The 12,573-nt window shown below is 37.5% G+C and carries 11 protein-coding genes; 6 read left to right on the top strand and 5 right to left on the bottom strand.

Annotated features, from left to right (window positions below; translation table 11 throughout):
* Nucleotides 1-77 precede the first annotated feature (77 nt).
* From DY109_RS09790 to DY109_RS09780, 4 genes are all read left to right on the top strand, one after another.
* Nucleotides 78-845, top strand: coding sequence for a gluconate 2-dehydrogenase subunit 3 family protein (locus tag DY109_RS09790; protein WP_023946024.1), 768 nt, complete (start codon nucleotides 78-80; stop codon nucleotides 843-845).
* 49 nt (nucleotides 846-894) lie between these two features.
* Nucleotides 895-2,613, top strand: a complete 1,719-nt coding sequence (locus tag DY109_RS09785; protein ID WP_023946023.1) for a GMC family oxidoreductase — start codon at nucleotides 895-897, stop codon at nucleotides 2,611-2,613.
* A gap of 51 nt (nucleotides 2,614-2,664) precedes the next feature.
* On the top strand, nucleotides 2,665-2,811 hold the full coding sequence (locus tag DY109_RS11595; RefSeq protein ID WP_181811339.1) for a hypothetical protein: 147 nt from the start codon (nucleotides 2,665-2,667) through the stop codon (nucleotides 2,809-2,811).
* 479 nt (nucleotides 2,812-3,290) lie between these two features.
* Nucleotides 3,291-5,291, top strand: coding sequence for a methyl-accepting chemotaxis protein (locus tag DY109_RS09780; protein ID WP_115737822.1), 2,001 nt, complete (start codon nucleotides 3,291-3,293; stop codon nucleotides 5,289-5,291).
* A 482-nt stretch (nucleotides 5,292-5,773) separates the two neighbouring features.
* Here the strand turns inward: DY109_RS09780 and DY109_RS11200 are convergent, their stop codons facing one another.
* From DY109_RS11200 to tpx, 3 genes are all read right to left on the bottom strand, one after another.
* Nucleotides 5,774-5,959 (bottom strand): hypothetical protein, encoded by a 186-nt coding sequence (locus tag DY109_RS11200; RefSeq protein WP_023948115.1) that lies wholly within the window; start codon nucleotides 5,957-5,959, stop codon nucleotides 5,774-5,776.
* Nucleotides 5,960-6,690: 731 nt separating this feature from the next.
* Nucleotides 6,691-7,542, bottom strand: a complete 852-nt coding sequence (locus tag DY109_RS09775; protein ID WP_023948116.1) for a YihY family inner membrane protein — start codon at nucleotides 7,540-7,542, stop codon at nucleotides 6,691-6,693.
* A gap of 332 nt (nucleotides 7,543-7,874) precedes the next feature.
* Complete coding sequence (gene tpx / locus DY109_RS09770; protein ID WP_023948120.1) at nucleotides 7,875-8,372, bottom strand: thiol peroxidase; 498 nt, start codon at nucleotides 8,370-8,372, stop codon at nucleotides 7,875-7,877.
* Between the two features lie 85 nt (nucleotides 8,373-8,457).
* Between tpx and DY109_RS09765 the strand changes: the two genes are divergently transcribed.
* Nucleotides 8,458-9,906 (top strand): PhoH family protein, encoded by a 1,449-nt coding sequence (locus tag DY109_RS09765; RefSeq protein ID WP_023948122.1) that lies wholly within the window; start codon nucleotides 8,458-8,460, stop codon nucleotides 9,904-9,906.
* A gap of 101 nt (nucleotides 9,907-10,007) precedes the next feature.
* On the top strand, nucleotides 10,008-10,355 hold the full coding sequence (locus DY109_RS09760; protein ID WP_034549639.1) for a hypothetical protein: 348 nt from the start codon (nucleotides 10,008-10,010) through the stop codon (nucleotides 10,353-10,355).
* Between the two features lie 98 nt (nucleotides 10,356-10,453).
* On the opposite strand, the gene DY109_RS09755 is transcribed toward DY109_RS09760, so the two are convergent.
* Nucleotides 10,454-11,920 (bottom strand): sensor histidine kinase, encoded by a 1,467-nt coding sequence (locus tag DY109_RS09755; protein ID WP_158413022.1) that lies wholly within the window; start codon nucleotides 11,918-11,920, stop codon nucleotides 10,454-10,456.
* Nucleotides 11,802-12,476: a response regulator transcription factor gene (locus tag DY109_RS09750; protein WP_023948131.1), complete on the bottom strand. Its 675-nt coding sequence runs from the start codon at nucleotides 12,474-12,476 to the stop codon at nucleotides 11,802-11,804. The genes DY109_RS09755 and DY109_RS09750 overlap by 119 nt, the downstream gene beginning before the upstream one ends.
* Between the last annotated feature and the right edge of the window lie 97 nt (nucleotides 12,477-12,573).

The following is a 12,573-nucleotide window of genomic DNA, read 5'->3' as shown; positions in this document are numbered from 1 at the left end:
AAATTTTTGCATTTTTTAAGATTAGTAGCGTTAGAATGCAAAGTTTTTGTTAATAAAACACAAAGGAAGAGGTAAAAATGAAACAAAAATTAGACAGAAGAAGTTTTTTTAAATTTTCAGGAATTTTGGCGGGTGGGGTTTTGGCTTCAAGTGGAGCGATAAGTAACCTTAAAGCACAAGCTCATCATCACACACACAGCGAAAATACAGATACAAGCACTTCAAACGCACAGAGTCTCAATTCTCAAGCTAATCAATCTTGCCAAAAGCAGCAACGAGGACGAATGTTTTTTACAAATGATTTAGAGTTCAATACCCTAAAAGCAGCCACAGAGCGCATTTATCCGCAAGATGAAAGTGGTGAGGGCGCGATTTTGCTTGGTGTGCCTTATTTTATAGATAATCAACTCGCTGGCGCGTATGGATTTAACGCACGCGAATATATGCAAGGACCATTTCAAGAGGGCAAAGCCGAGCAGGGCTATCAAACCCCGATGAATCGCAGAGAGATTTTTTTGCTCGGACTTAGCGCACTAGAATCTGAATCTCAAAAAAGACATAAACAATCTTTTTTTCAGATCGCACCCGCGAGTCAAGATGCCATTCTCAAAGATTGTGAAGCCAACAAAATCGCAATAGAAGGCATAAGCTCAAAATATTTTTTCACGCTTTTGCGTGATTTGACTATTGCTGGGGTTTTGAGCGATCCGATTTATCAAGGCAATGACGGACAAAAAGGTTGGAAAATGATGCATTATCCCGGCGGACAGATGAGTTATCTTGCTTATATTGAAAGCGATGAATTCGTGGAACTGCCACCGATGAGTTTGGCTGATATGCAGTAAATACAATAAAAATTAAAAATCACAAATAACAAAAAATGAAAGGTTGATTATGGCAAAAGTATTAAAAAAAGTAGATGTAGTTACCATTGGTGCGGGCTGGACAGGTGGGATCATCGCAGCAGAGCTGACAAAAGCAGGGTTTAGTGTGCTAAGCCTTGAGCGCGGAGCGATGCGTTCAAGCAGTGATTTTGTGCAAGTGCATGATGAATGGCGATATGGTATAAATTATGGGCTTATGCAGGATTGCTCAAAAGAGAGCGTAACATTTCGACATAATCCAAATGAGACTGCCCTTCCTATGCGTAAAATGGGCTCGTTTTTGCTTGGAAATAATGTCGGCGGTGCGGGCGTGCATTGGAATGGCTGGACTTTTCGGTTTATGCCTTATGATTTTGAGATAAAAACCCTAAGCCACAAAAGATATGGCGACAAACTCGGCAAAGACTATACGCTTGAGGATTGGGGGATCACTTACAAAGAAATGGAGCCATATTTTGATCGATTTGAAAAAACGGCAGGAATATGCGGTGAGCCAAATCCACTCGCAGAAAAAATGGGCGCATTTAGAAGTAGCCCCTATCCTCAAGAGCCTCTTGCAAATACTGCCATTCTCAAAAAATTTGAAAAAGCTGCAAAGTCTTTAAATCTCCACACATATAGAATTCCAGCGGCAAATTCAAAATATGCCTACACAAATCCAGATGGTGAAATGCTAAATCCTTGTCAATATTGCGGATATTGTGAGCGGTTTGGGTGTGAGTATGATGCCAAAGCCTCACCGCTTAATACCGTCTTGCCCGTTGCATTATCAAGCGGAAAATACGAGATCCGCACAAATAGTAATGTGATTGAGATTCTCAAAAAAGGCGATAAAGTTACAGGTGTAAAATACATCAACACAAAAACAATGGAGGAATTTATCCAGCCAGCTGATATTGTCGTGCTTACAAGTTATATGCTTAATAACGCCAAACTCCTTATGGTTAGCAATATTGGCACGCAATACGACCCCAAAACAGGCAAAGGCACATTAGGGCGGAATTATTGCTATCAGATGAATGCAAGCACATTGGCGTTTTTTGACGAGCAGATGAATACCTTTATGGGTTCAGGTGCGTTGGGGACGACTTGCGATGATTTCAATGGTGATAATTTTGATCATAGCGGGGAAAAGTTTTTGCATGGCTCAATGATTGCCGTATTGCAAATGGGATCTCGCCCGATCCAAAGCGCGCCAATTCCAGCAGGAGTACCAACTTGGGGAGCAGAATTCAAAAAAGCACTCAATCACAGCTTCACACGCGTAATCAATGTCTATGCGCAAGGTGCTTCACTTCCGCATGTAAATAACTATCTCTCGCTTGATCCAACCTACAAAGACGCTTATGGTTTGCCACTTTTGCGTATCACTTATAATTTCACAAATCAAGATCGCGAGCTTCATAAATTTGCAACAGACAAAACGACACAAGTCGCAAAAGCGATGAATCCAAAAAGCATAAAGCCAAATCCATACCTCAAAGATTACAGCATTATTCCTTATCAATCCACGCACAATACAGGCGGGACGACAATGGGCTCAAGTCCGCATACTAGCGTGGTAAATAATTATTTGCAGCATTGGGATATGGAGAATCTTTTTGTCGTGGGTGCTGGGAATTTCCAACACAATAGCGGCTATAATCCAACCGATACAGCAGGAGCATTGGCGTATCGTTGCGCAGAAGGGATAATCAAATACCACAAAAATGGGAAAAAGCTTGTGTAGATTTTGCTACAAAGCAGATTCTGCTTTGAGTTATTATGGGTAATTGTAAAATTGCGAAGCAAAAGAGAATCTAACTCAGAATCCACCTCGTCATTACTTAAGCGACAGCCAAAAGCAAATCGTCATTCTGACCCTGAGTCAAACCCACTCCGTCATTCTGAGGCTTTGCAAAAGCCGAAGAATCCAGTAAAAATCTAATACAAAATCTAAAATAGATTCTAGTTTGGATTTGGATGCTTCGTTCGTCTCACTCACTCAAGTAATGACAACAAAAACAACATAGATTCTACTAGAATTTATGCAAACACAATAGCACATTAAGAAATTCTAGACTTTTTTAATTTTTAGATTTTAGAATTTATGCAAACACAATGGCGCGTAAAGAAATCCTCTATTTTTAGCTTATTTTTGTAGCTTTGCAAGTTTAGCAGTGAGTCGCACTTTTCGTGCGTCGCCAAAATAATACAAGATAAGCCCTAAACGAAGCAATCTGCAAAAAGAAGCAAAAAAGAGAGGATTTGGATTCTATGTAAATATGTAAATTAGATTCTAGATTCTAGTATCTTTATGAGCTTCACAACTCAATTACTATTTTTTAAGTTAAAACTAAAAAAAAAAAATACAATGCAAACTATTTTATTTTTATAGAATGAAATCTATAAGCCAAAGGAGCAAAAATGAGAATCAAAATGTCTCTAAATACAAAGCTTTTGATAAGTATTTTATTTGTTTTTATAGTGATTTTGTTTGTCGTGAGTTTGATTAATTATCGCCAAAGCTCAAACACAATCACAACATTATATACTTCAATCCAACAAGAAGTGATGAATGGCTCATTTAATATGATTAATACCACAATTGGTATCGAAGCAAAAAAACATTTGAACTATTTATCCAAAACATTAGCAGAAAGCGATTTGAGTATCTTAGAGCAGCGACAAACACTCAAAGATATGGCAAAAACAATTGGCTATCCAAATGTATTTGTCGCTTATGCAGATGGAAGTTTCTTAGTTGTCTCAGAATCTAATCCAAATAGTTTCACAAAAAATACCTTTGATAACACTCAAGATGATGTGCGCACAAGGGATTGGTATGCCAAAGCTGTGCAAGAAAAGGGCTTTATCTTGACCGATCCATATATCTCCAAAAATGCCTCAACAAATGGCTTAATGCTTGGCACCGCGGCGATGCCACTTATCAAAAATGGCAAGATAATCGGAGTTATCGGCATGAATATTTTATTTGAGGATTTTCAAGCGCGATTTGCTACTTTCAAAACTCCAGAGCTTCCGACACTATCGGTTTTTTTACTTGATTCTCATGATAGTATTTTTTCACATGAAGACCCTCAAGTCATACAAATAACTACGGAACTTAACCCACTAGAAATAAGAATCAAAAACGCATTACTAGAGCATGCCAACGCTAAAGAAGGGGTGATTACCTACGAATACAATGGTGGTATGCGTATTGCGTTGTTTAAGCGATTTGATTTTGGCTGGACGATGCTAGTTTCTGCAAATATGGAAAACTTTAGCAATGCTACCAATCAAGTATTATTAAAAGGCTGCATTGTCGCACTTGTGCTTCTTGTGATTGGAACTATTTTGTTTTATTTCTTTATCAAGTTTCTTATCTCCCCCCTCAAAACCATAGCAACAGGCTTATCAGAATTCTTTAAATATATCAATCACGAAGCCAAAGATGCAACAACACTTCAAATCAAAAGTGGCGATGAATTTGAACAAATTGCTCAAGCTATTAATGCAAATATACAACACACCAAACAATCCCTCCAAAAAGATCAAGAACTTGTCCAACAATCTCTAGCTGTTATAGAACACACAAGAGAAGGACATGTAGATCAAAGAATAACACTCACAGGAAGTAATTCAGAGCTAAATACACTCAAAGATTCTGTCAATAAACTTCTAGATCTTCTCTCAAGTGCTATTGGAAATGATTTACCAGAGCTTAATCGTGTATTTGATTCATTTGCAAAACTTGATTTTTCAACGCAAGTTAAAAATGCACAAGGAAGAGTAGAAGTGATTACAAATACTTTAGGTGAAGAAATACGAAAAATGCTCTCTGCTTCATCTGACTTTGCAAATACACTCAATACCCAAAGCAATAAACTTGAAGAAGCAGTCAATAATCTTACCCAATCCTCTCACTCTCAAGCAAGCTCATTAGAGCAAACAGCCACAGCAGTAGAAGAGATCACTTCTTCTATGCAAAATGTCTCAGGCAGGACTAATGAAGTAATCCAACAAACAGAAGATATACGCAATGTCATTGGTATCATACGAGATATAGCTGATCAAACAAATCTCTTAGCACTTAATGCTGCGATTGAAGCAGCAAGAGCAGGAGAGCATGGAAGAGGATTTGCAGTTGTTGCTGATGAAGTCAGAAAGCTAGCAGAGCGCACAGGAAAAAGTCTAGGAGAAATAGAGGCAAATACAAATCTACTTGTGCAATCAATCAATGATATGGCAGAATCTATCAAAGAACAAACAGCAGGTATTACCCAAATCAATGAAGCCATTTCAAATCTAGAATCTGTTACACAAAATAATGTAACTATTGCTAATACTAGCGCAGAGATTAGCAATGAAGTCTCATTGATTGCTAAGGCTATCTTAGATGATGCAAAAAAGAAAAAGTTTTAGGATTTAGATCCTAATATTTTTGCATAGAATCTAGATTCTAATTTACATATTTCCATAGGATCTAAATCCTAGCTTTTAAGCGATTTGAGCTGCGAGTTTGTTTTTCGCTTCGTCGATAGGCGACTAGCCTTATCTCCTTGCTCAAAACCGCACAATCTATCAAGCTCTTGCAAACTCATCTTAAAATCTCTTTTACGCTCTTTTTGTGTTTGCATAAATTCTAAAATCTAAAAATTAAAAAAGTCTAGAATTTTTTAATGCTTGCTTGTGTTTGCATAAATTCTAGTAGAATCTATGTTGTTTTTGTCGTCATTACTTGAGTAAGTGAAACGAACGAAGAATCCAAATCCAAACTAGAATCTATTTTAGATTTTGTATTAGATTTTTACTGGATTCTTCGCTAACGCTTAAGATATGACGACTTAATCCCTCAATTGCGAGCAAGGTTTATCCTTACGTGGCAATCCAGAATACACAATCTATTATTTGTCATGTCTTAAGGAGTGCATAGCACGACTGAAGAATCCATAAAATACATTAAGCAAAAAGAAAAGAGTAGATTCTGTAAATATTACAGAATCTAAAAATACAAAGCTTGCAAACAATACAAATACTGCATTTGATTTTGTTTTGGATTCTAGCTTGGCTGGATTCTTCGGCTTTTGCAAAGCCTCAGAATGACGAAGTGGTTGGTTTTATAAAGAATGACTTGGCTGGATTCTTCGCTAACGCTTAAGATATGACGGGTAAGAGTGCGTCAAAACAATATAGATTCTAGAATCTAAATCATCATTGCGAGACTTCCACTAGGAAGTCGTGCAATCCAGAAAAACTAAAATCCAAACCAGAATCTAAAACCTTAAGGCTTGCAAGCCCCACCCCAAAGGCGTTTTTAAAGCTTTTTTGATATGATGTGCCATTATAAACTCCTTTAGCAAATCTCTAAAAATTACACATTACTGCTTAATCCATTGCATACGCAATGCTTGAAGCAAACATTATGCCTTATGCCAAGTCTAAATCCCCATTTATGATTTGACATTTTAATTATAGAGATTTTGTTAATTTTTTTTAAATTTAGAATTTTAAAAAATCGCATTATATACTCAATCTCAATAAATATTGCTTCAGTTAAAATTCGTTTTTTGTTTTATGGTTTGTAGCATTTTTGGAGTTGCTTTGTTTCTAGATTCTTTGCTTGCGCTTAAGTAATGACAGATTGGTTTTTAGATTTTGTGGTTATTTATTGTTATTTCTTGTTTATTTGTTTGGATTCTGTGGATTGCCACGCAGTTTGACAACTGCTCGCAATGACGATTACATATAGATTTTGGATTTTCTTAATTGTTTATTTTTCTAGATTCTTCGCTATCACTCAGAATGACGAAAGCACAATCAATTATATTTTTGAGTGATTCTCGAGTTTGAAGCACTTTAATATACCCTGACAAGCGCGCATACCAAATAACATCACAAGCCAAGAGATATAAATCCACACCATCAAAAATAGCACGATTGAGACAGAGCCATATAATGTCGTGTAGATTTTGTTGTAGGCGATGTAATACACAAAGAGATTTTTAATCCCAACCCAAATCGTCCCACACACAAACGATGAGATAAAAAGTGTGCGTTTATGCAGGGGCTTATTTGCAGAGATTCTAAACAAAATCAAAAACAGCATACATGTGATAAACCACACGCAAGTATCCAAAAAATACGAGTTGTTTTCAAAAAATCCAAACATACCTTGCGCGCTCACGCTAAAATAAAAAATCACTGCACTTCCAAGCGGAAATAATGTAACCATCGTCCAATACAGCATCAGCGAATCAACAAAAGCGCGTGGCTTAGAATCAAACATTTTTGAAGTGATAAATTCATAATTTCTAAAAAAAAGTAGCGAAGTGATAAATACCGAAATAATGCCTACAATGCCCATTTTAGAGCCATTTTCTAAAAAAGTATGCATAAAATTTATCATTGTCTCCGCATTTGTCGGAAGGATATTTGAGAGGATAAATGCTTGCATATCTTCGATTTTGTCTTGGAATTTAGAAAATGCCAAAAGGACAGAAAAAATAATAAATAGCATAGGAATCAGCGCAAATATCGTATAAAAGCTCAAACTTGCCGCATAATAAAACATCTCTTGACGATAGGTCAAAAACCGATAAGTAAGCAAGAGCTTTTTTTTGATCGCTTTACATAGATTGATAAAGCCATTTTCTTTGATATATTGTAGAGCCATTATTGTTCCTGTGTTTTTGTATTGTTTTTATGTGATTTTAAGTCAAGCATTATATCGCAAATTGTGATTGTTGCGTGTATTTTGTGGTGCGATTATAGCGCGATTATAGCGTGGCAAAGAATAAAGATTAAGAGATTAAAAGAAACTCAAAAATAGAGACTAAATAAAAAGGCTAGAAAAGATAGAGAGATGGGAGAGATAAGATAAGGCTAGCAGTAATACTAGCCTTTATTGTGTGGATTCATAAAGCAAAATTTAAAGCAAGACTTATAAAGTATGCTTTAAAAAGTAAGATTCTGCTTTAAAATGGCTTATCATATCGCTACTGATTGCTACTGAATCGCTTTGATTGCAGCCTCATAGTCTGGCTCGTTTGTGATTTCTTCGCATATTTCTTGATAGATAAGCTTTCCTTGTGGGTTGATGACAAGCACGGCTCGGCTCAAAAGCCCCTTAAGTGGAGAATCTACAAGCAAGACGCCGTATTTTTCACCCAAAGCTTTATTGACAAAATCGCTTGCGACAACGAGATTTTCTATACCTTCAGTCGAGCAGAATCTCCCCATAGCAAATGGCAAATCCATACTCACAACATACACGATACAATCCTTTAGCCCCGCAGCTTTTTGGTTAAATGTCCTTGCTTGAGTCGCACAAACGCCTGTATCAAGGCTTGGCACGATATTGATGATTTGAGTTTTGCCTTGCGCGCCACCGATTGTAACTTCGCTTAAATCTTTGCCTACAAGCTTGACTTCAGGGGCATTGTCGCCGATTTTGAGCGGAGAGCCTTTGAGAGTAGCGTTTTGACCTTTAAATTTTACATTCATTGTTTTATCCTTTTTTATGCAATCTTTTTTTAAAATGCAAATTTTAAAAAGGAAAAGTAAATACTTCTATATATAAAGGTCATAAATGGCAAAAAAACTTTATCTTATCGATACTTCAGTCATCTTAGATGATCCACAAAATATCATTTATCTTTCTGATGGCGCAAAAAACATACTTTTTATCAGCGACATTGTTTTAGAAGAGCTTGACAAGAAAAAAACCTCAAATGAAGTTGGGTTTTTGGCGCGAGAATTTTTTAGAAATGTGAGTAATGAAAGCGAGATTCCATCAAATCAATCCGCAAAGCAATCCGCAGAATCTAGCATACATTCTAGGCTTTCTGGGCTTTCTTTGCAGTGCAAAAATGGCGATTTTATGCGCGAGATTTATTATGAGAATGCGTCTGTGAGGATTCCGCTTATTGTGATTTATCGTCAGCATTATCAGGCAAAAAACCTAGAATACGGGCTTAATGATGCAAGAATCGCTGAAATCGCTAAAGATTATAATCTTATCTTGCTGACAAATGATATTTCGCTCAAAATCCGCTCTATCGCCAAGGGGATCAAAGCCCAATCGCTTTTTCGCGATAGGGTTGAGAATCCAAATGATATAGATTTTTGGCATAAATTTTTACTCCACAAAGACGATCAACCCCAAAAACTTACAAAACTCAAAGCGTTCAAAGCACTTTCACAATGGAGCTTGATACAAATCGATGAGCAAGATAATACTGATAGCTCGCTCTATCTCACCGGCAAAAAGCACTTCGGACTTAAGGTAGATTCTGCTTTTGAGCGACTTGAGCTAGATTCTATCATCAAAGAAGCCAATCTCTACATTGCGCCGATGAATTTGGAGCAAAAAATGATGTTTTGCCTCCTCACACACAAAAAAAATATCGCCACAATCGTTACGGGCTCGACAGGCTCTGGCAAAACGCTTATGGCACTTCAAGCTGGAATCCACCTTGTCAAACAGGGCGCAGTCGATGGTATCATTTATCTTAGAAACACCGTTACAGCAAGCGACAAAGAAGCAGAGCTTGGATTCCGCAAGGGCGATGAAGACCAAAAACTTGGCTATTTTATGTATCCGCTTTATAGTGCGATTAATTTTATTATCGATTCTTTGCAGAGCTCTTCGCTCAAAAATTGCATCGAGTATCGTGGCGATGTCAATACAATCCACAAAGAAGACGCCACAGAGTATTTTCTCAAAAAGCATAATATTCAGGTTGTTGATATTGCGCATGCAAGGGGCATCACAATTCGCAAGAAATTTGTGATTTTTGATGAAGCGCAAAATGCCTCAAATGCGACTATTAAGCTCATAGGCACGCGACTTGGCGAGGAGAGTAGGATTGTATTTTTGGGCGATTGGGCGCAGATTGATCACCCGTATTTGAGTAAGTTTCGAAATGGCGCGCTAAGTCTGCTTCAAAAAGCACTCAATGATGATATGATCGCTGGAATCCAACTGCGACAAACGATCCGAAGCACGATCGCGCAATGGTTTGGCGAGAGTTTCTAGGGGTTGGTTTGTAATACGCATTTTGCTTTTGACTCTTTGCTTTGTCGTCCTGAGGCTAAAGCCGAAGAATCCACAAATAAAAAATCAAGAAAAGAAATGTGATGGAATCTATAGAATCTATGGATTGCCACGCAAGGATAAACCTTGCTTGCAATGACGATTCTTTACTAGATTCTGGATTTTCTTTATTTTTTATTTGTTTTTTTATTTTTGGATTCTTCCCCTTCGCTTTAGCTCAGGGTCAGAATGACGAAGTGAAAAGTATCAATAACACATCAATCCGTCATTCTGAGGGTTTATCCCCGAAGAATCCATTGCGTTTTTCCTATATTGTAACGCTCGCGTTAAGTAATGACGAGGTAGATTCTGTGTTTTTTATTTTTATTTTCTTGTTTATTTTGTTATTTTTTCTGGATTCTGCAGTTGTGTTATGCACTTCTTCAGAATGACAAAATTAGATTCTTATTAGATTCTTGGTTGCAATGTCGCATAATGTCGCAATATTGCAATGTCATAATGTATAAAAATATCTATAAATTACTTTTATTTACTTCCACTTTAGCACAAAGCAACTCCCATGTCCTTCCTCGCTTTGGCATGTGATGTCAATATCATATCGCTCGCAAATCTCGCGCACAAGGCTAAGTCCGATTCCAAATCCGCCTTGATTATTGTTGAAGCGCGAATATCGCGTGAAAATAGATTCTAGATTCTGCTTGCTGATACCATAGCCATTATCCCGCACTTCCAAAAACCCCTTTTGAAGCGTGATAAAGATTTGCCCTTGCTTGTTGTTGTATTTGATTGCGTTGCTAAGGAGATTGTCGATGAGGATTTGTATCTCATCAGGATTGGCAAGGATTTGGGCGTCAGAAAGCCTAGATTCTAGTGTGATAGATTTTTGTGCTAGGAGAGGATTAAAGTAGTCGATCCTTTGTGAAATTAGGGCTTTGAGGTCGATATTTTGGGTTTGAGGATTACTTTGATAGAAATTAAAAAATATAAGATTCTGGTAGAGATGATTGAGATTTTGGGCTGCAAGCTTGATGTGAGTCATTTTTTTGAGGTTTGATTCTGAGAGATTGTGCGTGTCAAATTTTTGCACGCTTAGCAAAATCACGCTTAGCGGGGTATTTATCTCGTGCGTAGAATCTTTGATAAATCGCTCTAGGGTGTTGAATTTGTCATGAAGGGGCTTGAGTGCGAGCTTGACTAAAAAATACGCGATCACCCCAACAAGCATGAGGCAAAACAAAAGCGAAGCAATGATCCCTACTCGCAATGAAAAAAGCTCATCTTGTATTGAGGTGGAAGATTGCAAAGTAGAGGTTTGCCAAATAAATGATTGTGGAGCGGAGGGCTTGCTTTCTTCCATTTTATTTTTGAATGCCTCAAATCTAAACCCGCCAATCATCACACCCTGCAAAATCACTCGCATTTTGAGCTTTTCAAAGTGCTTAAATATAGCTTTTGGGCGTTTGGTGAAGTTAAATGGCGGGTGGGTAAGCATATACTCAATCGATCTGTTTTGCCATAAATCAATAAAAATCAAATCGCCCTGCCTGTAAAATCCATTATCTTGTCTGGTGCTTTTGGGGATAGATTCTGCATTTATAGAGAGATTGCTAAAGAGCACATGATTATCCTCATCAATGAGCGCAAACGGGAGATTGACTTCATCTTTGAGGGTTGCAATCGCTTTGTTGAGATCTTGTTCTTCGGAGAGGTGAGTGATGATGTTTATATATTCATTTCGCATTTGTATGAGCTGCTGGGTGCGCAATGTATGCAATCCTCGCTCATACATCACAAAAAAAATAATGCCTAGAAAAATCGCACTCGTGCTTAAATAAAGCAAAAGGATTTTGAGGATTGTTGTGTCAAATTTTTTGGAATCAAGAAGTTTTTGCATAGCAGTAGCCCCTGTGTCGCTGTGTGAGGATAGAATCTTTGCCCAAAACCTTGCGTAGATTTTTGATATACACACGCAATGCCATATTTGTAGGCATTTCATCATAATTCCAAATGGTTTCAAAAATTTCATCTTGAGAGATGAATTTACCTTGATTACGCAAAAGCAATGCAAGCAGTTTGCTTTCTTTGTTGGTAAGCAAAATCGGCTGATTGTCCTTGTAGAGCTGTTTTTGGATCATATCAAAGCTCAAATTATTGCCCAAATCAAGAATTTCGCTATTGTGATGGCTGAATTGTCGCTTTAGAAGAGAGCGGATTCTAAGTGTGAGCTCATCGATGTCAAAAGGCTTTTTGATATAGTCATCGCAGCCCGCCATAAAGCCCTCTTTGAGATCATTTATCATTGATAGTGAGGTGAGAAAAATTGCTGGCGTTGTTTTATTGAGCTCGCGAAGCTGTTTGAGGAGGGTAAATCCATTGCCATTTGGCACTTTGACATCAAAAATCCATAAATCAAAATTTTTTTCATACGCGAGATCAAGGGCATTTGTGGCGTCATCGCAAGTTGTTATCTCAAACCCACAATCGCGCAAATGATCTTCAATCATTTCGCAAAGGCAGAGGTCGTCTTCAAGGAGGAGGATTTTTGTAGGCATGGTGTTCCTTTGTGTTAGAATCTAATTTATCGAATTTAAATTCTAGCTTTTAAGCGATTTGAGCTACGAGATTCGTTTTTCGCTTCGTCAATGAACT

It is taken from the genome of Helicobacter fennelliae, from assembly GCF_900451005.1.
Lineage (GTDB): Bacteria > Campylobacterota > Campylobacteria > Campylobacterales > Helicobacteraceae > Helicobacter_B > Helicobacter_B fennelliae.
This window is presented reverse-complemented; position numbering and strand designations above follow the sequence as displayed.

Excerpts from the sequence above, each read along its gene's own strand:
- DY109_RS09790 (WP_023946024.1), top strand. The coding sequence starts at position 78 with ATGAAACAAAAATTAGACAGAAGAAGTTTTTTTAAATTTTCAGGAATT.
- DY109_RS09785 (WP_023946023.1), top strand. The coding sequence starts at position 895 with ATGGCAAAAGTATTAAAAAAAGTAGATGTAGTTACCATTGGTGCGGGC.
- DY109_RS09780 (WP_115737822.1), top strand. The coding sequence starts at position 3,291 with ATGAGAATCAAAATGTCTCTAAATACAAAGCTTTTGATAAGTATTTTA.
- DY109_RS09775 (WP_023948116.1), bottom strand. The coding sequence starts at position 7,542 with ATGGCTCTACAATATATCAAAGAAAATGGCTTTATCAATCTATGTAAA.
- tpx (WP_023948120.1), bottom strand. The coding sequence starts at position 8,372 with ATGAATGTAAAATTTAAAGGTCAAAACGCTACTCTCAAAGGCTCTCCG.
- DY109_RS09765 (WP_023948122.1), top strand. The coding sequence starts at position 8,458 with ATGGCAAAAAAACTTTATCTTATCGATACTTCAGTCATCTTAGATGAT.
- DY109_RS09760 (WP_034549639.1), top strand. The coding sequence starts at position 10,008 with ATGGAATCTATAGAATCTATGGATTGCCACGCAAGGATAAACCTTGCT.
- DY109_RS09755 (WP_158413022.1), bottom strand. The coding sequence starts at position 11,920 with ATGAAATGCCTACAAATATGGCATTGCGTGTGTATATCAAAAATCTAC.
- DY109_RS09750 (WP_023948131.1), bottom strand. The coding sequence starts at position 12,476 with ATGCCTACAAAAATCCTCCTCCTTGAAGACGACCTCTGCCTTTGCGAA.